We start from the raw sequence: 19,880 nt of genomic DNA on the forward strand, positions 1-19,880 counted from the left end.
CGGACGCGACGGCCACTCGGGCGCGAGCCGGGCCGCGAACGGGCAACGCTCGGTCTCGCTTCGCTCGAAACCAGGAGCGTTGCCCATGTAGTTGCGTGCGCAGCCACACTCACCGCAGGCAGGATTCCGCCCTTTCGACGCCGCACGAGTCCGGGTACTGCTCAGGTCGACACGGTGACCGCGCCAGTTGCGTCGATCTCGGTGCGGCGGTCTCGGTCGGACGCGGTCGCCAGTACGGTGGCCAGGATGCGGCGGCCGGTCGGGAGGATGCGGACCGTGACCGAGCCCTCGTTCGCGGCGTCCAGCTCGCGGGTGGCCGCATCGATCACCTGCTGCCGCACTCGGCCCGGGACGCCCGCGAAACCGCCGTCATCGAGCAGGACCACTTCGACGCCACGCGAGCGGGCGCCGCGAGCGGCGCTGCTGAGCTGGTCGGTGACCAGGTGTGGGGCCCGAAGGCCGTCGCGCAGCTCGGCTTCCAGAAGCCGGCACTGTTCCCGCTCGGAGGCGGTGAGTTCGTCGCCGTCGGCGATGCGTTCCAGGATCGGACGCGCCACCGCGTCGAGGTGGGCGATCTGCCGGTTGCGTTCCCCGTTCTCCGCGGCCATGGCGGCCTCGGCGGCGGCGCGCATGCTCGCCTCCTCCCGCAGCAGGCGCAACGACCGCTGGGTGGGGCGCATGATCGCCACGAACAGCGACACCCCCGCAACCGTGGCCACCGGCACGATCGAACCGACGACCACGCCGACCCGCAGCCCGGCCACCACACCGACCACCGCGATCACCACGCCGATGCCCGCGACGCCGAGCCAGGCCGCGGCAAGCCGGCCGCGCAGCACCAGCACGGCGAGCACGTACGAGGCGGCGAACGCCGTCCACACCTGCTTCGACCAGCCGTGTTCGACGTCGAACGAGGTCAGGATCGTGGCCACCGGCCCGGCGGCGGCGACGAACACGGTCGCGGGCCAGGGCAGCGGATCGACCGGCAACGCCACGACCACGACGCCGGCCAGCGCCAGCACCACCAGCGCCGCGACGGCGGCGATCAGCGGCGTTTCCGAGAAATTCCGGACCATGTACAGCACAATGGTCGCCTCGAGGATGACCAGGAACAGCCACGCCGCCCGGTCGCGCAGGCCGAGCAGATCCCGCAGCTCGAATTCGGTGTCCTGCTCAGCCATTGCCGCCCCACACCAGCGTGACGGTCGTTCCCTCGCCCGGCTGGGATTCCACGAACCCGGCGCCGCCCGCCAGCTGTCGCATGCGGCCCAGGATGCTCACCGAGATACCGAGCCGATCGACGGGCACCTCGCTCAGATCGAAACCCGCACCGTCGTCGCGGAACACCACGCGGATACCGCCTGCGCTGATCGTCACGGTGACGGTCCGCCGTACCTCGCGCCCGGCGACGGTGGCGTGGCGCAGACTGTTGCGCACGGCCTCGGCGAGTGCGGCGGCGATCGTGCTGGCGGCGGCCACCGGCAGATGTAGATCGTCGAATCCGGTCCAGCGCCGCGCCGTGAACCGGATTCCCGGGTTCACCTCGTGCACGGCCGAGCGCAGGAATCCAATGGCGGATTGCGCGTCCAGCCGGTCGGGTTCGGTCTCCCCGACCCGGCATTCGTCGAGTTGTTCCAGGGTTCGCTCGGCCTGGCGGCGCAGGACCGGCGATTCGGTCCCGGCGCGCGAGGCGTCCAGCAGGGTGGACAGGACCGCGTCGTGGATCAGTGCGGCGAAGCGCGCGCGTTCCCGCTCCCTGGCCGCCGCACCCGCGACCGCCGCCGCCCGGCTGCTCTCGATCGCCGACTCCCGATCCACGCGGTCGGCCGCGGCCCTGGCGTAGATCACACACCACAGAAACAACGCGCTGAGCCCTGCCGCCCTGGCGAAATCGCCGAGCAGCGCAAACGCGGTGGTCTCGCGCAGCACGGCCAGGTTCGCCAGCGCACTGAACGCGGCGCCGACGATCAGATACGCCACGGCGAACGGCGGACGCCACGCGAGCACGGCCGCAAGGACGCCCAACGCCAGTACCCGATACAGCCACACCGAAGCCGCGCCTTCGGCGTCCGGCCCGGCGTACGCGAACGGCACCACGGCCATGGCGGTGAGGAAACTCACCGCCGCCACACCGGCGACCAACTGGATCGCTCGCGGGCCCAGTGCGATCGAGACGACCGCGAGCACCGGGAACCACCCGAAGGCCAGTGCCACCTCGACAGCCGTCCAGCCGACGGACACGAACCGGCTCTGGTCGGCGATCTCGGGTAGTTCGACAACCGCGGCGATCACCCCGGCGATGCCGATGGCAAGCCCCAGCCTGCGCAGGATGCGGTCGGCCGCGCCCTCGGAGGTCTTTTCGCGGGACAGCGCGACGACACCGCGGCGCCAACGGCTCGGACGGAGCCGATCGAGCGGGAGAGAGCGGGAGTGCGACGGGGTGTCCAGCATGCTGGACGCGGTCATCCGCGGGGATGCCGCTCGGGCACCGGAAGCCATCCGTCCTCCACCGCCCGCTTGTACAGGTCGGTCTTGGTCGGCGCCGGACGACCGGCGTCGGCGTACTTCTGGCGGATCCGGCCGAGATAATCGTTGACCGTCTGCTCGGACAGACCGGTCAATCGCGCGACCCGGGAGGCCTTCTCGCCGGACGCGTACAACGTGAGCACTTCTTCTTGCCGTGGGCTCAGACCCACGTCGGACAGTTGCGGGTCGCCGTCGATGGCGGCCGCCCAGTCGGTGGTCACCACTTGTTCGCCGGAGGCCGCGCGGCGCACCGCCGCGACGACGGTGGGCACGTCCTCGGATTTGCGCACGACGCCGAGCACACCGGCACGCGCGGCCGAGCGCACCAGGAAGGCATTGTCCGCACCGGTGAAGACCAAGACCTCGATGCCGCGGGCCCGCAGGGCGCGCACGTTGTCCTCGGGCGAGGACCCGTCGGCCAACCGCAGATCCAGCACCACCAGATCCAGTGGCGCGGCGCCGTCCGCGGCGGCGAGCAGTTCCGGCACGGTGCCCGCGGTCAGTACCAGATCGAGGTCGGTTTCCGGCGCAAGCATCGCGGCGAGACCGATCGCGACGGATTCGTGGTCTTCGACCAATCCGATCCGGCGCGGCGCGTTCTCGCCCCCTTCGGCCCACGTCACCTGACTCTCCTATCCCGAGCAATCACATCCCCACCGGAACAACAACCATGCCAGTATGCCGGTCCATGGTTCGGAATGGTCAGACACCAGAAATCGGGGGACGTCCCGAGGCCGTCAGTCCCGCGGCCAGGGTGGTTCGTGGCTTCGCGCACGGCGGTGCGGCCGAGCCGCCATCGGTCAGACCGGATCAGTGTCGTTGTCGAGCGCTTCGAGCCGTAGTTCCTTGAGCCAGCCATCGGCCGTGCATTCGTAGAACCGAGCGCCGCGCTCGGTGAGGTACTCCGGCCCGAGAGGTTTCGGCTCGGCGGACGTGGCACCGGCGCTGTGGCCGAAGAGGGCGAAGACGGCTTCGGCCTTCATTTCGGCCGCCTGCCGGTCCGCGGCCATGAACGCCAGCTCCAGTCGTTGCCTCTGTTCGCTGGTCACCTCTTTATAGGTGCCGTCCATGTAGGTCAGGCGTGTCGTCGGCCGACCGTCGTCCATTCCGGTGATCAACCACATCGGTGCGTGATAGTCGGCATGGATCAGTGTTGCCTCCGTCGCCTCGAATGCCATAGCGCCCCCTTCCACTTGGTCGGATCATCGCTCAGCTTACCGTGCGACGACGCATGACGGCCTGCCAGCGCATCGAGTTGTGTTGCGGGACAGGCAATTTCCCGAGTGATAGCGGAGAATTACTGGGCGGCGGCCTGATCCGTCGAGCGGCATGCGTGCATCGCATGCGGCATGATCAGGCTGGGTGCGAAGCAAGCTCGAGGCCGAGGCAGCCCGAAGCGTTTGCGTTGCAATAGCATTGGCCGCCAGTATGCGAAGGGCGGGTACGCATCGGAGCGGAATGAGATGTCGACGGATGTGACGTGTTGAGCGGTACCGAACGGATGACAGGTAGGCGAGGCGGGAGACGGAAGCTCTCCGACGATTACCTGCCGGTCGGCGCGATTTTGCAGCGTTATCGCAAGGAAGCCCAGGTCGACCTGGACAGGCTCGCCGAGGAGGCCCACCTTTCCACGTCCCTGCTGTCGAAGATCGAAGCGGGGCATCGGCAGGCGACCAAGAAGACCATTGTCACCCTCGCACCCATCCTGAAGATCCCGGAGTCCGACCGGAAACGGCTGTTGTGGCTCGCCGATCCCTACCTGCCCGAGATGAGCCAGCGGCCGGATGGCGGTCGGCGTCCGACGCCCCGTGAGCTCACCGTGCTGGACTCCAACCCGTTTCCGGCCTGCTACATGGGGCCTCCCATGGGACTGGACGGTGCGCTCCATGTGATCGTCGCGACGAACGCCGCCTTCGACAGGTTCTTTCCCGGACTCGAGCCCGGCGCCAGCACCGTCGACTACGAACTGCTGCACCGGACGGCAAAAGATGTCTTCGTGCGTTGGGACGAGGACGCTCACCATCTCGTGCGAGCCTGCCGGGCGCAGCTGACCGGTTTCGTCACGGAAACCCGGATCGAGGAGATCAAGACGAAGCTGCGTCGCAATCCGGACTTCGACGGCATGTGGGACACCCCCTATCCGTCGAAGCTCGAGTCGAGGGACACCGTGTGGGTTCGCGATATCAGTGACGGAGCCGTCTTCGAAATGTACTTCCGCGTGTCCTGGGATGACAGCCCTTGGCTGCATTACGGGCTGATGCCGGTCGACCTCGCGAGCTACTTGAAGCGCTACCCGGTCGAGTCGCATCGGAAGCAGACCGGCCGCTGAGCACCACGTGGATGGCGTTTCTCAGTCCGCCGCGACCGGCGTTTTGCACAAAGAGTGCATTGATACCGGGTGCGTCCGCACAGGACACTGTCTACTCGAGGAAGGCAACGGTCTTCCTCAGTGCAGCACTTCGGTGCGGTAGGCCGATCTCGATACGCGGAGGGGAGAGATCGGCACACCGCTCGGACCCTCACCGGGACGGCCGCTGTAGTCGGCAGGCACCCGGGTTCATTCCATCAGTTGAGCCGCCACCGTCGCGCCCAGTTCCCAGCACCTCGTCAGATCGGCCTTCGTCGGCGGCCCCATCACCACCACGGGGGCAGCGGCTTTCACCCAGCCCATCCCCGTCGTGACGGTATCGACGCTGCGCTCGGCACCCTCGGTGCCCTGGTTGCCGTGAACGTACAGACCGTAGGGACGCCCGCGCGTCGAATCCAGGCACGGGTAATAGCAAACGTCGAACGCGTGCTTGAGCGCGCCGGACATGTACCCCAAGTTCGCCGTCGTTCCGAGCAGATAGCCGTCAGCCTCCAGCATGTCGACCGGCGTGCAGGCCAAGGCCGCGCGGCGAACCACGTCGACGCCCTGGATCTCCGGATCGGTCGCGCCGGACACCACAGCCTCGAACATTTCCTGCATATGCGGAGACGGCGTGTGATGGATGATCAGCAACCGGGCCACCCTGCGATAGTATCGGCCGCCGCGGTGATCAGGTGTTGTCGCGCTCGTGCCGTTCCAGCTCGACCGCGCGGCGCATGGCCTCGCGCGCTCTGGTCCGGTCACCCGCGTAGTCGTAGGCGCGTGCGAGGCGGTAGGAGACCCGCCAGTTGTCCGGATCGGCTTCCCATTCGGCCTTGACCGTCGTGAAGAGTTGGTCAGCGGCCGCGCGTTCGATGCGGCCGGACGGGAGGCGCGGCAACGTCGAGGTGTCGAGCTCGAGGCCTTCGTCGTGAATGCGCCGCGCCAAGTGCTGGTGCGCCAGCGCCGCGCGTACGGTGGCCGCGACGATCCAGACGCCCAGCAGCGGCAGGATCAGCACACCGACGCCGATAACGATCGCCGCCACCTCGCCGGAACCGATCAGGCCGAACGCGATCCGGCCGAGTAGCAGGAAGTAGAAACCGAGCACCAGTACGAGCGCCGCGATCAACGCGACGACCTTGACAACCTCCGCGCCGCCCTTCGGCTCGACGGGCTCCGCGCTGCTCACGACCGCTCCTTGCCGGGGCTCGGCTCCGTGCGCGACCGCGCGCGGTGTCCTCGGTCGACTTCCCGGCCCTCGGCTCCGGCACGAGCGAGCGCTCGGCCGTGTCGATGGTTCACTCGCTGACGCTCGCTCACAGGTCCAGGAACGGATCGAGTCCGACGGTCAGGCCCGGACGGTTCGCGATTTCACGCACGCCGAGCAGTACACCGGGCGCGAAGGACGAGCGGTCGATCGAGTCGTGCCGGATGGTGAGGGTCTCCCCCTGGGTGCCGAACAGCACCTCCTGGTGGGCGACGAGACCTGCCAGACGCACCGAGTGCACCCGCACCCCGTCCACGTCGGCGCCGCGCGCGCCCTCGAGCTCGGTGGTCGTCGCGTCGGGGCTTCCGCCCACACCTGCCTTGTCCCTGGCCGCGGCGATCAGTCCCGCGGTGCGGTAGGCGGTGCCGGAGGGCGCGTCCGCCTTGTTCGGGTGGTGCAGCTCGATGACTTCGACCGAGTCGAAGAACCGGGCGGCCTGCTCGGCGAAACGCATGGACAGCACCGCGCCGATGGCGAAGTTCGGTGCGATCAGCACGCCGACGTCCGGACGTCCGGCCAGCCAGCCGCGCACCTCGGCCAGGCGGGCCGCGTCGAACCCGGTGGTGCCGACCACCGCGTGAATACCGTGCTCCACCAGGAACTCCAGGTTCCCCATCACCACGTCGGGGTGGGTGAAGTCGACGACGACCTGCGTCCGCGCCGCGGTGAACAGGTCGAGCGAATCGCCCTTGTCGACTTCCGCGACCAGTTCCAGATCATCCGCCGCCGTCACCGCCCCGCAGATCGCCTGTCCGACTTTGCCACGCGCCCCGAGCACTCCGACCCGAATGGTCACCGCACCTCCTCGTTCCGCTTCGGTCGGTGTCAGCCTATAGAGCGCGCCCCCGCGCCGGGCTGTCGACCTCCGCGGTCGGCGCGCCCGTCAGGTTCGCCGCCATTCGTTGCAGCATCCGCACGGTTTCGGCGAACTGCTCGTCGGTGATGCCGTTTGCCATCTGCCGCCTGCGCCGGCCGATCCGGCCCCATGCCTCGTCGTGCGTCACTCGCCCCGCCTCGGTCAGCGACAGCACGCCTCCGCGCTGGGACACCAGCCCGTCTTCGATGAGGTCGGCCAGTTCGGCGGGCCATTCGGCGTCGTCGGCCCAGAAGGTGTCCAGCGCGTCGCGGACGTCGTCGGTGTGCTGCGGCCCTTCCGCCAGTGAGTGCAGTACCTGCCAGCGCCTGCGGCCGAGCCCGCCCGCGGCGAGATCCTCGTCGAAACGCTGGTTGATCAACCGGTCGAGTTCCACGAGCCAGTACCCGATTCCACGCTGGACAGCCATCACGAATCCTTTATATGTCGACTGACAATTACATGTAGTATTACATTTATTGACCCGGCGTGGAAGGCTGAGCGAATGGACGTGCACGACGCGAACACCATCGCCGTGGAGGCGGCCATGGTCCGAATCCGGCGCAGGCAGACACGCGGCGCGCTCGGCGACGGTGGGATTCCCGTCGCCGTGTTCCGCGTGCTCGATGCCGTTGCCGACGGTGCCGCCGACACGGTCGGCGCACTCGCTCCCGCTCTCGGTGTCGACCAACCCCGAGCGAGTCGCCTGGTCGCCCAGGCGGTCTCCTCCGGACTGCTGGAACGGGTCGCCGATCAGCGCGACGGACGGCGCGCGGTCCTGCGCCTGACCCCCGCCGGACGCGACGCCATCGCCGCCGCCAAGGCCGGGCGTCGTGCCGCCATGGCCGCCGCCATGGCGGACTGGACCCCCACCGAGCGCGCCGATTTCGCCCAGCTGCTCGAACGATTCGTCGACGCGATGGACCGGGCCTCCGAGTGAACGGCACACCGGGTCGAACGCGTCTCGCGCCGCGTCAGTCGAAGACGATCACCTGACGCAGGGCGTGGCCCGCGGCGAGTTCGTCCATGGCGCGGTTGACGTCGTCGAGACCCACACGCGCGGAGACGAGCCGCTCCACCGGCAGGCGTCCCGACCGCCACATGCGGACATACTCGGGAATGTCGCGGGAAGGCACCGCGGAACCGAGATAACTGCCGACGATCGAACGCCCCTGCGCGACCAACGCCAGTGGCGAAATGCTCGCACGCGCACCTGGAGCGGGGAGTCCGACGGTGACCGTAGTGCCGCCGGGTGCGGTCGCGGCGACGGCGGTCTCGAAGGCGCGGATATTGCCCGCGGCCTCGACCACGACTTCGGCCTGCACACCGAGCTCGGCGACCTGGGCCGGGGTATACACCGCCTGCGCTCCCAATTCCCGTGCGAGAGCGAGCTTCTCGGGCACGGTGTCGACCGCGATGACCTCGTGGCCCTCCGCCGCCAGCGACACCGCGACCAGTACCGCCGCCATGCCGACACCGCCGAGACCGACGACCATGATCCGGTCGCCGATGCCCGGCTTCGCCGAATTCAGCAGGGCGCCACCGCCGGTCAGCACCGCACAGCCCAGCACGGCCGCCACCTCGGGTGGCACATCGTCGTCGACCGGGACCACCGACCTGCGATCCACCACCGCGTACGTGGCGAAGGCGGACACGCCCAAGTGGTGGTGCACTTCGGCGCCGTCGCGGAGCAACCGCCTTCCTCCGCTGAGCAGTTCACCCGCGTTGTTGGCGATGCTCCCGGGCACGCAGGGCGTGCGGCCCTCGGTCGCGCAGCCCGCGCATTCGCCGCAGCGGGGCAGGAATGTCATCACCACGCGCTGCCCGACCGCGATATCACCGTCGCCAGGGCCGACCGACTCGACCCGCCCCGCGGCCTCGTGTCCGAGCAGCATCGGTACCGGCCGCACCCGGTTGCCGTCCACGACGGACAAGTCGGAATGGCACAGCCCCGCCGCTTCGATCCGGACCAGCAGCTCCCCGGGGCCCGGTTCGCGCAAGTCCAGGTCGCATACCGTGATCGGCGTCGATTCGGCGAACGGCGCCGGCGCCGCGATCCGCTCCAGTACCGCGCCACGAATCCTCATTCGGCCGAGTTTAGTTCGCGGCGCTCGGACGCGAGCCCCGCGAGGTGCCCGGATTCGGTGCTATCCTCGTCGACCGTGACGGTGCTCCCGTTGGCCGCCTTGTACCGAGCCCGGGGTCGGGATCGTCACGACTCAGAGGAGCAATTCCGCTGTCCGTACAGTTCAACCACACCATTGTCGGTTGCCACGACAACCGCGAGTCCGCCGAATTCTGGGCGGACATCCTGGGCCTGGAAGTCGGAACACCGTGGGGACCGTTCATTCCGGTGTCCCTCGCGGGCGGTGTCACCTTCGACTTCGCGAACGTGCCGCCCGATCTCGGCGAAATCCAGCCCCAGCATTACGCCTTCCTGATCTCCGAGGCCGAGTTCGACGCGGCCTACGCCAAGATCCAGCGCTATCGACTCGATCATTGGGCCGATCCGCGCCGGCAGCGTCCCGGCGAGATCAACCACAACGACGGCGGGCGCGGCGTGTACTTCCTCGACCCCAGCGGTCACTACCTGGAGTTGATCACCGTCCCGTACGGCGGTTTCTGACTTCGCCGGCCGTACGATGCCACGCATGGGTGTCGATCTTGTCGGCCAGGTCGAGCGGTTGCACGCCGACCTCGCGACGTGGCTGGGGTCGCAGGCGCCGGTCGCGGTGTTCGAGCGGTTCGCGGCGGCGCAGCACGAGCGGTTCACGATGGTGACGACCGGCGGTGCCGTGCTGGGCCGCGGCGAGTTGATCGCCGGTCTGCGCCAATCCGGAAACGCCGTACCGGGGCTGACCATCGAGGTGTCCGAAGTCGAGGAACTCCTGCGGTGGGAAACCGCGGCGGTGGTTCGCTTCCTGGAGACCCATCGTGCGCCCGGAAGTGTGACGCGGCGCCGGGTTACCGCGGTGCTGACCATCGATGCCACGGGCGAAGTGCGCTGGTTGACAGTGCAGGAAACCGAAGCGCCGGTGGACTGAGCCCGGCCATCCTCCCCGGCACTGGGAAGATATCGCCGCGGCAGCCGCACCGGTACCGAGACAATTCTGCTTTCGGTCTTCGGACGATCGGTAGGGCACAGTTCGCCATCCTTACCGATCGCACCTCGGTGCGGAGTTTCCTTGCTTCGAGGACGGTCCGAGAGCAGGTGAGTCGAGGAGGTACGTTCCGGTGGATCGGTGGGAACGCGACGGGCTACGCTCCGCCAACAGCGGAATCCGCAACCAGGTCGACCACATTCTGGATGCGCTGGCCGAGCAGCGCACCCACCTGACGGACCTGCACGAGAAGCTGTCGGCGGTGCGATGCACGGCCACATCGGCCGATGGCCTGGTGGAAGTGACCGTGGACGCCGGGGGCGTTCTCACCGATGTCCGGTTCACTCCGGCCGCCTTGCGCAGCACTCCCGAACAGCTGGGCCGTTCGGTCACCGAGGCAGGGCGGGAGGCGGCGCGATCGGCCCGCGAACAGCACGCGGAGATCATCGCCCCGATCGCCGCCGAAGCCGGGTCCGTCCCCGATCTGCCCGACCTTGTTCCCGGTGCACCGAGCTTGCGCGAGATATGGGAACCCGCACGCCAGGACCCGGCGCAATGATGCGGCCGCGGGCGCATCACCTCGACGAAGTCAGTTCGGAACCAACCGCTCTGGACTGCGGATTCCTCGCCGGATGGGACGGCCCGGGCGATCCGGGCCGACTCAACCGGTGAGGAATCCGGCACCGCCCCGAGTGCTGCTGCGGTGTCGCTGCACTCGGGGCGGCTCGGCCGGTGGTCCTCGAGTGTCGGCACATGGCATCTACCTCCGTTCGGGCGGGCAGCTCGTCGGCTGCCGGGTGGACAGGCATCGCAAGGCGATCAGGCGTAGAGCTTGGCGAGGAACGCGGCCAGGTTGTCGCGCACCCGCTCGATCTTCTCCTCGAGCGTGAGATCTTCTCGATAGCGGCTCCCGAGCGCGGGCCGCTTCTTGTTGCGTGCGTACAGCGAACAGGCGAGGTCGGTGCACATATAGGTGCCGACCGAGTTACCTCGGCGCCCGGATTCCCCCGCCTTGTGCGCGGTCATCAGGGAGACGCCGCCGCCGATGTGGCCGGTCAGGCAGATTGTGCACATCTGTGCCCGGCCGTTGCCGCCAGAGGCATAGCGCAGTGCGACGCCGACCAGGCGGTCGTCCTGCGGGACGACCAGGTAGCCGCGACCGGGCAAGGAGGGATCGCTCCAGCCGAGAAAGTCCAGATCGTCCCATGGCCGCTCGTCCAGGTCCCTGGGCACGGGCAACCGCTTGGCATCTCCTTTCGAACAGTTGACGAACGACGACCGGATGTCGCGTTCGGTGACGGGCTCCATGACGGTTCTCCTTCGGTTGATCGGTGGACAAACCGAAGCGACGTTACGGTCCGCTCCCGGCCCGGACAAACGGATTTTCCGTCGGGCCTCGGACTCAGCTCGGTCGGCTGATCGCCCGCCAGCACGCGGCGGCGATGTCGCCGAGCTGGTCCTCGGTCAGCTCCATCCCGCCGGCCGCGAGCCGCACGGCGGGCGCGAGGCCGAGTTCGTAGAGCACCTCGAGCGGCAGCGGCAGCAGCCGGGCGGCGACATCCGGCATCGCCACCTGCTCCACCAGCGGGTCACCGTCGGCGATCGCCGCCTGATGGGCGGCCTCGCGATACGGCGAGTTGTCGACCTGCAGCAGGAAACGGGCGTGATCTCGATGCTCTTCGAGATAGCGGTAGCTGTTCACCCAGACACCGCGAAAACGCTCAGCTGGCGGCATACCGGCGTCGAGACCGGTCGTGGCGGCCACCGCGAGCTGAGCCTTCGTTTCCCGGTAGGCGGCCAATACCAGCTCGTCCTTGGACGCGTAATGCGTGTAGGCGGTGCCGGTCGCCACACCGGCCTGCTTGGCCACGGCGTTCATCGATGTGCCGTGAAAACCATTGCGCGCCACCAAGGTACGCAGCGACCGGCGGACCGCGGCGGCACGGTCCACCGTCGTCATCTGCCCGACGGGGTGGACACGTCGATGGACACCCCGGTCTCGCGCTCGGAGACCTCCCACAGCTTGGCGATCGCAGTGCTCATGCCGAGTCTGCGAAATATCGGCTTGCGTACCGGCGGTCCGTTGTTCACGAACAGCGGACCGTAGAACTCGCCACCCTTCGCCGCCGGGTCCGTCGCCGCGCGCAGCTGTGACAACGCACCGTCGGACGCGGACATGCCCGTGTGCCGGGCCGCCCAGAGGCTGATTCGCTGAGTGAGACCGCCGCCGGACTCTTGCACGCTGACCGCTTGCAGGTTGGTGTCCGACAGTCCCGGATGGGCGATCAGGCTGGCCGTGGCCACACCCGCCTTCTCGAACTCGCGCTGCAGGCCGAGGCCGAAGTGGAAGTTGGCGAGTTTGGCCTGCCCGTAGGCACGCCACGGCCGGTAGCGGCCCTCCAGGTGCGGGTTCGCCGGGTCGACGGCGCGCCCCATGTGATGCGCCGTGCTCGTGACCGTGACGACCCGCGCGCCATCGCCCCGCCGCAGCGCGGGCATCAGCAGCGCGGTCAGTGTCCAGTGCCCCAGATGGTCCACACCGAACTGCGTTTCGAACCCATCGACGGTCTTCGTCTCACCGACCGCCATGACCCCGGCGTTGTTGACCAGCAGGTCGACGCGCTCATGTGCGCCGAGGATCTGCTCGGCGGCGGCACGGACCGATGCCTGCGACGCGAGATCCAACGCCACCAGCTCGAGCGAGGCATCCGGTGCGCTACCGCGAATCTCGTCGACCGCGGTCGCCGCCTTGTGCTGATTCCGTACCGCCATCACGACATGGGCGCCCTTCGCGGCCAGCTGCCGCGCGGTTTCGAGACCGAGTCCACTATTGGCGCCGGTCACGACGGCCGTCCGGCCGCGTTGGTCCGGGATCTGCGCTGCATTCCAGAACATCAGGGACCTCCTGATTGAATGTTCATTCGGTCGCCTCCACGCTACCAGACCGGCGCAGCGCCCTGCTTCCCTACCGAGCCAGAAAGTGCCAGCCGAGCCATGCCCACACGAGAACGGCGGCGATCCGCGCCACCCGAGTACGGGTCAGGTACGCGACCGTTTCACCGACGGGCGCGACCAGATCCCGGCGAACGTGTGTGAGCACAACCGCGCCCAGCGTGGCCACCAGCACCACCGCGAACCCGACGACGACGATCGTCCGATCGCTCATCTCGACACCAGCCACCAGCCGACACCCAGCCACACCAACCACCCGGCGAGCCGCAGCGGCAACTGCTCGAGTGCCGGATCCAGCAACGTCGACAAAGTCGGGTCTTCCTCGCTCGGCCGCATCCGATCCGGTTGCCGCAAAAAGGCATAACTCTCCCAGATCACCGCCGCGATCAGCAGCGTCGACCACAAGGCCGCGCCGCGCCGCAGCCGGGTGGTCGGTGGAGTCCGCGCGGGCCGCGCCCGCCAGGCCAGCGTCGAAGCCACGACCACCGGCACGACCACCAGCGCGGTGGCCGGCCAGCTGAACGGCTGGGTGGCGGCACCACCCGCCGCCAGCACGGCGCCCGCGGCCAGCAGCGCCACGCGTCGCCGGAATGGTCGTGCGGGAGATGCCGGTTCGGTCGTCACATTGGCAGAATATGGCTCCCGCGCGACCGTCCCAGGGACATTCTCACTTGCGGTTATCGAGGCCGCGGCGCCAGCCGAGGATCCGGAGGCGTGTCCGGGAAGGAAGCCGGGTATGAAAGCGGCGTAGCCGGGTAGTCGCCGGTTGTGCGACTGGGTGTGCTCGACGTCGGTTCGAATTCCGCGCAGTTCCTCGTGGTCGACGCCTCGCGAGGGGCGCCGCCGCTGCCGTTGCGCGCATTGAAGGAACCGGTGCTGCTCGGCGAGGACATCGACGCGGCCGGTGTGATCAGCGCGGACGGAGCGCAGCGTGTCTCCGACGCCGTCGAACGCGTGCTGCGCGAGGCAACCCGCTACGACATCGACAGCTTCTACGCGTTCGTCACCGCCGCGATTCGCGACGCACCCAATCAGGAAGCGGTGCTGGACAAGATCGAGGCCGCCTGCGGTATCCGGCCCCAATTCCTCAGTGGAGTACAGGAAGCGCGCCTGACCTATCGGGCGGTTCGCCACTGGTATGGATGGTGTGCCGGCACCCTGCTGATGCTCGACATCGGCGGCGGGTCCATGGAGATCGCGCTCGGCCGTGACGCCGAGCCGACGCTCGCGCTGTCCCTTCCTCTCGGTGCGGGCCGGCTCACGCGAGCGTTCTTCCCCGACGACCCGCCGGGGCGGGCCGAATTCAAACTGCTGCGCGGGCACATCCGCGACTGCCTCGGGCAGGTACGCGACCGCCTGTTGTGGGAAGGCAGGCCGCACCGGGTGATCGGCAGTTCGAAGACGTTCAAACAGCTGGCCCGGCTGTCGGGAGCCGCGCCGCAGCGCCACGGGCCATTCGTCGAACGCACGCTACGACGGCGTGCGGTACACGCCAACGTGCGCAAGCTCGCGGCCATGCCCGCCGAGAAGCGCGCGACACTGCGCGGCGTATCCCCGGCGCGGGCGCGCCAGATCCTGGCCGGAGCCATGGTGGCCGACGCGACCATGTCCGCACTCGACATCGACTCCCTGGAAGTCAGTCCCTGGGCGCTGCGCGAGGGCGTTGTCCTGGAACACATCTCCACGCGTGTCGACAGCGACCGGACACTGCCGCTGAACGCGCTCGAGCTGCCCCGGAACGGGCCGAAATCACCGGTGAGCGTCCTACCGCGGCGGCGGTGATCGGTCCGCACCGGGCGCGCGGTCGTCGCGACACCGGCACGGCCCCGTACAGCGGCGGCGACGGCGCGACCGCGGGCCGCACCGTCGCCGCTATCGGCCGGAGACGTCTCAGTCGGCTACGTGCGATTCGTGGGTGAACGGCTTGGTGCCGTGCACCGCGGGTTCGCCCTGCGGGTTGGTTTCGGCGCCATGGTTCGCGTGCTCATCGGAGGGGAGCCATTCGGCGACGGGGTTGTCGATGTAGCGCCATTCCGTGCCCGCGGGCCAGGGGCCTTGCCCTTCGTTCCAGGGCCCGCGGGCGCTTGCGGCGCCGTTGGACATGTTGAACGCGACGTTCTGGAACCGATCGTCGCCGGGCAGCGCCCCGGGCGGGAAGTTGACCGGCAGTTCGTTCAGGGCGGCCGTGAACTGCTGGAAGTGCGCGATTTCCCGGGTCATCAAGAACGACAGCGTGTCCTGCACGCCGGGGTCGTCGGTGAACTGCTTGAGGTACTCGTAGACGATTTTGGCGCGCGATTCCGCGGCGAGGTTGCTGCGCAGATCCACCGAGGGCTCACCGTTGGCGTTGACGTACGCGCCCGACCACGGCACGCCCGCGGAATTGCTCACGTCGAGGCCGCCGCCGGTCAGCGCGAAGTACACCGGGTTCACCGCGACCTGGTGGATGGCCTGTTCGCGTCCGCCGGAGGTCGACACGACCGGCATCCAGTCACACCGCTCGTTGGCCTGCTTCAAATCGTCGTTGAGGCCGTCGAGCAGCATGGTGATCATGGAGCCGACGATCTCCAGGTGGCTGAATTCCTCGGTCGCGATGTCCATGAACAGGTCGTAGATCTTGGGATGCGTGCGGCGCAGCAGAAACGCCTGACTGAAGTACTGCATGGCGGCTTTCAGCTCACCATTGGCGCCGCCGAACTGTTCTTGCAGCAACGTGGCGAAACGCGGATCAGGCCGGTCCACGCGTACCTCGAACTGGAGCTCTTTGTTATGGGTGAACATCGCTCTCCTTACCAGTGTGGTGGCTGTTCGATGATCGTCGACGTCAGGACGTCCGCATAGCGCAATCGGCATCGGACCGGCGAGGACGGATCCTGGTGCGGGCCGCCATCGCTCCGCCTCCAGCGCGGCTTTCAATGCCGTAACAGCCCGGGGACGAGCAAGTATTTCGTGTACATGGCGACCATACGGGCCGGAACTGCCACTTGTTCGCAGCGACACGAGGGGTCGAGCGTCCCAGCACTGACGACAGTTTGTAAAGTTCCCGGTCGTCCGCAGCGGCGAACGCTGCTCAGGAGACGATGCGTGTTTTTCGTGGAGCGGATGACGGGATTCGAACCCGCGACCCTCACCTTGGCAAGGTGATGCGCTACCAGCTGCGCTACATCCGCACTCGCATCGCGGTGTTGTCCGTGATGCGACACAGAACATTAGCCGACACTCGGCGGGAAATGCCAATCGCCGCTCATGCCGGCTGCTCGGCCGCCCGGTTGCGGCGCAGGCCCAGCCCGGCCGCGATGAGGCAAGCCACCGCGACCACGCTGACGAACCACGGGAACACGGTGCTCAACCCCCAGGTGGTGGCGGCCCAGCCGGCCAGAATCGTGGGCAGGGCCATGGCCGAGTAGGCCAGCAAGTAGTACGCGGACATGGTCTCGCCCCGCTTGTGTTGCGGCACAACGTCCGACAGATGACGCAGCGAACCGCCGAAGCCGAGGCCGAAGGTCGCTCCGAGCGCGACGCCCGCGACGAGCACCGCGACCCAGTTGTGCGTGGCCAGCGCGGGCACGGTCGACAGCAGCGCCAGCGCCATGCCGGTGTCGCCGAGGATCGCGGCCCACCGTGCCGGCACACCGGTCGCGAACAGCTGCGCGGTGGCGCCGGAGAGCGCGGTCGAGGCGACCACCGTGCCGCCGAAGACCAGGTTGTGGATGCCGGTCTGCTCCGCGGCCAGCGACGGGTACAGCGACAGCAGCACGCCGAGCACCGACCAGGCCGCCATCACGCCGATCGCGGAAAACCAGAAGTCGGCGCGGATTTCCTGCGGAACAGCGGGTTTCGCGATCCGGATGCGTCCGGGCACCCGCGCGGAGTGCGGTTCCCGCAGTGCGAGCACGCCGGCGCCGATCGCCAGGCAGACGACGGTGATCACGACGTAGGGCGTGCGCAGCGGATGCGGGGCGTACTGCGCCAGCAAGGCCGAGCCCAGAATCGCCACCGCCATCCCGACATTGAACGCGACGCCGCTGAGCTGCCCGGACCGCGCTCCTCGGTGTGGACGCAGATCCAGCAGCGCGGCCGCGCCCGCCACCACGGTCGATCCGACGGCGATCCCGTGCAGCGCCCGCGCCAGCAGCAGCATGGGGACGCTGTCGGCGAGCACGAACACCACCAATCCGACGACCATCGTGCCGAAGGCGCCCAGCAACACCGGTTTCCGACCGACCACGTCGGAGATACGGCCGGACACCAGCACCGCACCCAGCGCAGCTACGGCGTAGACGGCGAACACGATGGTCGTGGTGAGCGGCGAGAGGTGCCACTGCGTCTCGTAGATGCCGTAGAGCGGCGCCGGCACACCGGACACCCCGAGTGCGACGCCACTGGCCGCGAGAATCAAGGCGTAGGCCCAGCGTTGCACGGTCTGCTCGTCGGCGGCCACCGTCATCGTCGCTGCCATCAGATCTCCGATCAGGTAAGTTTGATAATGATCGAACCGCAATCGACAATACATCCGGTACGACAATCATCAAACCTAGGAGTGAGCCAGATCATGGCCGACGCCAACGACGCAGCACAGGAGCCGCCTCCGGTGGCCGGGCTGTCCACCGTGCTCGGCGCGCTGCAGGATCCGGTGCGCCTGGAGATGGTGCGCCGGCTCAGCAACGCGGGTACCGCGGTCCGCTGCGGCGCGCTCTACGAAGCCATCAACAAGTCGACCGCCACCCACCACTTCAAGATCCTGCGCGAGGCGGGCGTCACCGAGCGCCTGATCGTGGACGGCCACATCTACCAGCGCCTACGCGTCGACGATCTGGAATCCGCGCTGCCCGGCGTGATCCCGGCGATCGTCGACGCCGCCAATCGCGCCCACACCGAGTGACCCGGCGGGGCGAGCGCGCGCTCAGCAGTTGTCGAAGCGCCACTGCCCGTCGATGAACGTCCAGGTCTGCGTCTTCGCGTCGTCCTCACCCGCGCGGGCGTCGAAGTTCTCGACCGTGACCGATCCCGTCGTTCCCGACGTGGTGACGCTGACCGCGGACGGCTTGGTCTTCAGATCCCTGCCGTCGTACAACTGCGCCATGGACGCCATGTAGTCGTCCTGGTTCAGCGTGAGCTTGCATCGCGCGGAACGGAATTGGTAAGCGGCCGCGTAGTCGTGACTTGCCAGTGCGGCGTTCATCTCGGTGGCCTTCGCACGCAGCGCGTCCGCGGTCGGCTCGCCCGGCTTGCCCGAGGCGTCCGCGTCCTCCCCGCCGCAGCCGGTCAGCATGAGGATCGGCAGCGAGATCGCGCCCAGCACGAGAAGGGCACGATACGTTCGGTTCATCTCGACTCCTTGCCAGAAATCGCCGGATCGACACCCGGACAATCGAGTTCAGCGCCTTCCCGACGCGGACGACGGCGGACGGCCGAAACAATATCGCGCCAAAGGGCTGCGCGCCGAGCCGCGGGTGTCGGTGGGCCGCGGCCCACCGAGATCAGCTCGGGACCAGCCGCCGGACGGCCGCGGGCAGCTCACGGGTGCGCTGGTACGGCCCGGCGACCGACGCCGCGAACGGCCGCGCCAGCAGGGTCCGCGCGACAGCGGAAACCTGGTCGGTGGTGACGGCGTCGATGCGGGCCAGGGTCTCGGACACGCTGCGATGGTTGCCGTAACTGAGTTCGCTGCGCCCGAGCCGGTTCATTCGTGAAGCGGAATCCTCCAAGCCGAGCACCAGACCGCCGCGCAGCGAGCCCTTCGCGCGGGCGCACTCGGCGTCGCTGATGCCGTCCGCCGCCACCTCCTCCAGCACGCCGCGCGCCAATGCCGCCACGTTGCCGAGGTTCTCCGGCTGGCAGCCGATGTACACCGAGAACGCACCGGTGTCGGCGAAGGTGTCGACGCTGGAGTACACCGAGTAGGCCAGCCCGCGTTCCTCCCGGATGCGCTGGAACAGCCGGGAACTCAGCCCGCCGCCGACCACCGTGTTGAGCACCGACAGCGGCCAGCGCCGCTCGCCCTCGTGCCGTCCGAAGGCACGCACGCCGAAAGCCAGGTGCGCCTGTTCGCTGTCTCGACGACTCCAGTGCAGCTGCGGGGCGCTGTGCGGCCGGAACCGCCCCTCGCGCCGCCGCGCGGGCGTCGCCGCGGGATCGAGCTGGTTCTCGAAAGCGCGGTGCACCAATTCCACCGCGTGGTCGTGCTCCACATTGCCCGCGACCGCGACCACCATCCGGTCCGGACGGTAGCGGCGCACGTGGAAGGACCGCAGCTGGGACGGGCGCATGGCCTCGATGGATTCGACCGAGCCGATCACCGGACGCCCGATCGGGTGGTCGCCGAACAGCGCGCTCAGGAATGAGTCGCCGACCAGGTCCTCGGGGTCGTCGTCGCGCATCGCGATCTCCTCGAGCACCACCTGACGCTCCACGTCCACGTCCACCGACCGGCACAGACCGTTGAGCACCACGTCGGAGACCAAGTCGACCGCCAGCGGCAGATCCTCGTCGAGGACATGCGCGTAGTAGCAGGTCTGCTCCTTGGCGGTGAACGCGTTCAGCTCGCCGCCGACCGCGTCCATCGCCTCGGCGATGTCGAGCGCCGACCGCGTCGGGGTCGCCTTGAACAGCAGGTGCTCCAGGAAATGCGCGGCGCCCGCGACGGTCGGGCCTTCGTCACGCGACCCGACTCCGACCCAGACGCCGATGGACGCCGAGCGCACCCCGGGCAGGTGCTCGGTCACCACGCGCAATCCACCGGGCAGCACGGTGCGCTTCACTCCGCTGTCCGTGTCCACCCGCAGCTCGAGTGACGAACCCCCCCGCCCGGTGTTGAGCAGAGGGGTTGTC

25 protein-coding genes and 1 tRNA gene are annotated in these 19,880 nt (G+C 68.5%); 7 read left to right on the forward strand and 19 right to left on the reverse strand.

Features of this window, described 5'->3' with window-relative positions:
- Window positions 1-161: 161 nt before the first annotated feature.
- The 4 genes from ACWPXK_RS16515 to ACWPXK_RS16530 form a co-directional block, all read right to left on the reverse strand.
- Window positions 162-1,181: a hypothetical protein gene (locus ACWPXK_RS16515; protein WP_454196984.1), complete on the reverse strand. Its 1,020-nt coding sequence runs from the start codon at window positions 1,179-1,181 to the stop codon at window positions 162-164.
- Window positions 1,174-2,499, reverse strand: a complete 1,326-nt coding sequence (locus ACWPXK_RS16520; protein WP_454196985.1) for an ATP-binding protein — start codon at window positions 2,497-2,499, stop codon at window positions 1,174-1,176. The genes ACWPXK_RS16515 and ACWPXK_RS16520 overlap by 8 nt, the downstream gene beginning before the upstream one ends.
- Window positions 2,463-3,149 carry a response regulator transcription factor gene (locus ACWPXK_RS16525; RefSeq protein WP_040780472.1) on the reverse strand — a complete coding sequence of 229 codons (687 nt, stop codon included), beginning with the start codon at window positions 3,147-3,149 and terminating at the stop codon, window positions 2,463-2,465. The genes ACWPXK_RS16520 and ACWPXK_RS16525 overlap by 37 nt, the downstream gene beginning before the upstream one ends.
- A 177-nt stretch (window positions 3,150-3,326) precedes the next feature.
- Window positions 3,327-3,704, reverse strand: a complete 378-nt coding sequence (locus ACWPXK_RS16530; RefSeq protein ID WP_454196986.1) for a hypothetical protein — start codon at window positions 3,702-3,704, stop codon at window positions 3,327-3,329.
- A gap of 323 nt (window positions 3,705-4,027) precedes the next feature.
- On the opposite strand from ACWPXK_RS16530, the gene ACWPXK_RS16535 reads away from it, so the two are divergent.
- Window positions 4,028-4,855 carry an MmyB family transcriptional regulator gene (locus ACWPXK_RS16535; RefSeq protein ID WP_454196987.1) on the forward strand — a complete coding sequence of 276 codons (828 nt, stop codon included), beginning with the start codon at window positions 4,028-4,030 and terminating at the stop codon, window positions 4,853-4,855.
- 228 nt (window positions 4,856-5,083) lie between these two features.
- Here ACWPXK_RS16535 and ACWPXK_RS16540 read toward each other — a convergent pair whose 3' ends face one another.
- From ACWPXK_RS16540 to ACWPXK_RS16555, 4 genes are all read right to left on the reverse strand, one after another.
- Window positions 5,084-5,536 (reverse strand): flavodoxin family protein, encoded by a 453-nt coding sequence (locus ACWPXK_RS16540; protein ID WP_454196988.1) that lies wholly within the window; start codon window positions 5,534-5,536, stop codon window positions 5,084-5,086.
- 28 nt (window positions 5,537-5,564) lie between these two features.
- On the reverse strand, window positions 5,565-6,065 hold the full coding sequence (locus ACWPXK_RS16545; protein ID WP_454196989.1) for a hypothetical protein: 501 nt from the start codon (window positions 6,063-6,065) through the stop codon (window positions 5,565-5,567).
- A 127-nt stretch (window positions 6,066-6,192) separates the two neighbouring features.
- On the reverse strand, window positions 6,193-6,939 hold the full coding sequence (gene dapB / locus ACWPXK_RS16550; protein WP_454196990.1) for a 4-hydroxy-tetrahydrodipicolinate reductase: 747 nt from the start codon (window positions 6,937-6,939) through the stop codon (window positions 6,193-6,195).
- Window positions 6,940-6,973: 34 nt separating this feature from the next.
- Entirely contained in the window at window positions 6,974-7,426 is a 453-nt protein-coding gene (locus ACWPXK_RS16555; RefSeq protein ID WP_454196991.1) for a MarR family winged helix-turn-helix transcriptional regulator, read from the reverse strand.
- 75 nt (window positions 7,427-7,501) lie between these two features.
- On the opposite strand from ACWPXK_RS16555, the gene ACWPXK_RS16560 reads away from it, so the two are divergent.
- Window positions 7,502-7,936, forward strand: a complete 435-nt coding sequence (locus ACWPXK_RS16560) for a MarR family winged helix-turn-helix transcriptional regulator (RefSeq protein WP_454196992.1) — start codon at window positions 7,502-7,504, stop codon at window positions 7,934-7,936.
- 34 nt (window positions 7,937-7,970) lie between these two features.
- On the opposite strand, the gene ACWPXK_RS16565 is transcribed toward ACWPXK_RS16560, so the two are convergent.
- Window positions 7,971-9,083, reverse strand: a complete 1,113-nt coding sequence (locus tag ACWPXK_RS16565) for an alcohol dehydrogenase catalytic domain-containing protein (RefSeq protein ID WP_454196993.1) — start codon at window positions 9,081-9,083, stop codon at window positions 7,971-7,973.
- 149 nt (window positions 9,084-9,232) lie between these two features.
- Between ACWPXK_RS16565 and ACWPXK_RS16570 the strand changes: the two genes are divergently transcribed.
- The 3 genes from ACWPXK_RS16570 (at window position 9,233) to ACWPXK_RS16580 (ending at window position 10,656) form a co-directional block, all read left to right on the forward strand.
- Window positions 9,233-9,622, forward strand: coding sequence for a VOC family protein (locus tag ACWPXK_RS16570; RefSeq protein WP_454197064.1), 390 nt, complete (start codon window positions 9,233-9,235; stop codon window positions 9,620-9,622).
- A 25-nt stretch (window positions 9,623-9,647) separates the two neighbouring features.
- On the forward strand, window positions 9,648-10,040 hold the full coding sequence (locus ACWPXK_RS16575) for a hypothetical protein (RefSeq protein ID WP_454196994.1): 393 nt from the start codon (window positions 9,648-9,650) through the stop codon (window positions 10,038-10,040).
- A 190-nt stretch (window positions 10,041-10,230) separates the two neighbouring features.
- Window positions 10,231-10,656, forward strand: coding sequence for a YbaB/EbfC family nucleoid-associated protein (locus ACWPXK_RS16580; protein WP_454196995.1), 426 nt, complete (start codon window positions 10,231-10,233; stop codon window positions 10,654-10,656).
- Between the two features lie 260 nt (window positions 10,657-10,916).
- On the opposite strand, the gene ACWPXK_RS16585 is transcribed toward ACWPXK_RS16580, so the two are convergent.
- From ACWPXK_RS16585 to ACWPXK_RS16605, 5 genes are all read right to left on the reverse strand, one after another.
- Window positions 10,917-11,405 carry an FBP domain-containing protein gene (locus ACWPXK_RS16585; RefSeq protein ID WP_454196996.1) on the reverse strand — a complete coding sequence of 163 codons (489 nt, stop codon included), beginning with the start codon at window positions 11,403-11,405 and terminating at the stop codon, window positions 10,917-10,919.
- A gap of 94 nt (window positions 11,406-11,499) precedes the next feature.
- Complete coding sequence (locus ACWPXK_RS16590; protein WP_454196997.1) at window positions 11,500-12,057, reverse strand: TetR/AcrR family transcriptional regulator; 558 nt, start codon at window positions 12,055-12,057, stop codon at window positions 11,500-11,502.
- On the reverse strand, window positions 12,054-12,992 hold the full coding sequence (locus tag ACWPXK_RS16595; protein ID WP_454196998.1) for an oxidoreductase: 939 nt from the start codon (window positions 12,990-12,992) through the stop codon (window positions 12,054-12,056). The genes ACWPXK_RS16590 and ACWPXK_RS16595 overlap by 4 nt, the downstream gene beginning before the upstream one ends.
- Window positions 12,993-13,062: 70 nt before the next feature.
- The gene (locus ACWPXK_RS16600) at window positions 13,063-13,263 is read right to left on the reverse strand and encodes a DUF6186 family protein (RefSeq protein WP_454196999.1); all 201 of its coding nucleotides are present in this window, start codon (window positions 13,261-13,263) and stop codon (window positions 13,063-13,065) included.
- Window positions 13,260-13,673: a hypothetical protein gene (locus ACWPXK_RS16605; protein WP_454197000.1), complete on the reverse strand. Its 414-nt coding sequence runs from the start codon at window positions 13,671-13,673 to the stop codon at window positions 13,260-13,262. Before ACWPXK_RS16605 ends, ACWPXK_RS16600 begins: the two co-directional genes overlap by 4 nt.
- A 144-nt stretch (window positions 13,674-13,817) precedes the next feature.
- Here ACWPXK_RS16605 and ACWPXK_RS16610 point away from each other — a divergent pair, with 144 nt between their 5' ends.
- Window positions 13,818-14,831 carry a Ppx/GppA phosphatase family protein gene (locus tag ACWPXK_RS16610; protein ID WP_454197001.1) on the forward strand — a complete coding sequence of 338 codons (1,014 nt, stop codon included), beginning with the start codon at window positions 13,818-13,820 and terminating at the stop codon, window positions 14,829-14,831.
- Window positions 14,832-14,939: 108 nt separating this feature from the next.
- Here ACWPXK_RS16610 and ACWPXK_RS16615 read toward each other — a convergent pair whose 3' ends face one another.
- From ACWPXK_RS16615 to ACWPXK_RS16625, 3 genes are all read right to left on the reverse strand, one after another.
- Entirely contained in the window at window positions 14,940-15,830 is an 891-nt protein-coding gene (locus ACWPXK_RS16615) for a manganese catalase family protein (RefSeq protein ID WP_454197002.1), read from the reverse strand.
- A 313-nt stretch (window positions 15,831-16,143) separates the two neighbouring features.
- Window positions 16,144-16,219, reverse strand: a tRNA-Gly gene (locus ACWPXK_RS16620).
- A gap of 74 nt (window positions 16,220-16,293) precedes the next feature.
- Window positions 16,294-17,508: an MFS transporter gene (locus tag ACWPXK_RS16625; RefSeq protein ID WP_454197003.1), complete on the reverse strand. Its 1,215-nt coding sequence runs from the start codon at window positions 17,506-17,508 to the stop codon at window positions 16,294-16,296.
- Between the two features lie 93 nt (window positions 17,509-17,601).
- On the opposite strand from ACWPXK_RS16625, the gene ACWPXK_RS16630 reads away from it, so the two are divergent.
- Window positions 17,602-17,931 carry an ArsR/SmtB family transcription factor gene (locus ACWPXK_RS16630; protein WP_454197004.1) on the forward strand — a complete coding sequence of 110 codons (330 nt, stop codon included), beginning with the start codon at window positions 17,602-17,604 and terminating at the stop codon, window positions 17,929-17,931.
- A gap of 21 nt (window positions 17,932-17,952) precedes the next feature.
- Here ACWPXK_RS16630 and ACWPXK_RS16635 read toward each other — a convergent pair whose 3' ends face one another.
- Together ACWPXK_RS16635 and ACWPXK_RS16640 are read right to left on the reverse strand one after the other, a co-directional pair.
- Window positions 17,953-18,378: a hypothetical protein gene (locus ACWPXK_RS16635; RefSeq protein WP_454197005.1), complete on the reverse strand. Its 426-nt coding sequence runs from the start codon at window positions 18,376-18,378 to the stop codon at window positions 17,953-17,955.
- 151 nt (window positions 18,379-18,529) lie between these two features.
- Window positions 18,530-19,870, reverse strand: coding sequence for a M16 family metallopeptidase (locus ACWPXK_RS16640; protein WP_454197065.1), 1,341 nt, complete (start codon window positions 19,868-19,870; stop codon window positions 18,530-18,532).
- Window positions 19,871-19,880: the final 10 nt, after the last annotated feature.

This window comes from Nocardia sp. Marseille-Q1738 (assembly GCF_965283145.1).

Bases quoted from the DNA above. Each gene is read 5' to 3' on its own strand.
- ACWPXK_RS16600 (WP_454196999.1), bottom strand. From the start codon at position 13,263: ATGAGCGATCGGACGATCGTCGTCGTCGGGTTCGCGGTGGTGCTGGTG.
- ACWPXK_RS16595 (WP_454196998.1), bottom strand. From the start codon at position 12,992: ATGTTCTGGAATGCAGCGCAGATCCCGGACCAACGCGGCCGGACGGCC.
- ACWPXK_RS16535 (WP_454196987.1), top strand. From the start codon at position 4,028: ATGACAGGTAGGCGAGGCGGGAGACGGAAGCTCTCCGACGATTACCTG.
- ACWPXK_RS16590 (WP_454196997.1), bottom strand. From the start codon at position 12,057: ATGACGACGGTGGACCGTGCCGCCGCGGTCCGCCGGTCGCTGCGTACC.
- ACWPXK_RS16520 (WP_454196985.1), bottom strand. From the start codon at position 2,499: ATGGCTTCCGGTGCCCGAGCGGCATCCCCGCGGATGACCGCGTCCAGC.
- ACWPXK_RS16530 (WP_454196986.1), bottom strand. From the start codon at position 3,704: ATGGCATTCGAGGCGACGGAGGCAACACTGATCCATGCCGACTATCAC.
- ACWPXK_RS16560 (WP_454196992.1), top strand. From the start codon at position 7,502: ATGGACGTGCACGACGCGAACACCATCGCCGTGGAGGCGGCCATGGTC.
- ACWPXK_RS16630 (WP_454197004.1), top strand. From the start codon at position 17,602: ATGGCCGACGCCAACGACGCAGCACAGGAGCCGCCTCCGGTGGCCGGG.
- ACWPXK_RS16575 (WP_454196994.1), top strand. From the start codon at position 9,648: ATGGGTGTCGATCTTGTCGGCCAGGTCGAGCGGTTGCACGCCGACCTC.
- ACWPXK_RS16515 (WP_454196984.1), bottom strand. From the start codon at position 1,181: ATGGCTGAGCAGGACACCGAATTCGAGCTGCGGGATCTGCTCGGCCTG.
- ACWPXK_RS16555 (WP_454196991.1), bottom strand. From the start codon at position 7,426: ATGGCTGTCCAGCGTGGAATCGGGTACTGGCTCGTGGAACTCGACCGG.
- ACWPXK_RS16635 (WP_454197005.1), bottom strand. From the start codon at position 18,378: ATGAACCGAACGTATCGTGCCCTTCTCGTGCTGGGCGCGATCTCGCTG.
- ACWPXK_RS16625 (WP_454197003.1), bottom strand. From the start codon at position 17,508: ATGGCAGCGACGATGACGGTGGCCGCCGACGAGCAGACCGTGCAACGC.
- ACWPXK_RS16565 (WP_454196993.1), bottom strand. From the start codon at position 9,083: ATGAGGATTCGTGGCGCGGTACTGGAGCGGATCGCGGCGCCGGCGCCG.
- ACWPXK_RS16615 (WP_454197002.1), bottom strand. From the start codon at position 15,830: ATGTTCACCCATAACAAAGAGCTCCAGTTCGAGGTACGCGTGGACCGG.
- ACWPXK_RS16585 (WP_454196996.1), bottom strand. From the start codon at position 11,405: ATGGAGCCCGTCACCGAACGCGACATCCGGTCGTCGTTCGTCAACTGT.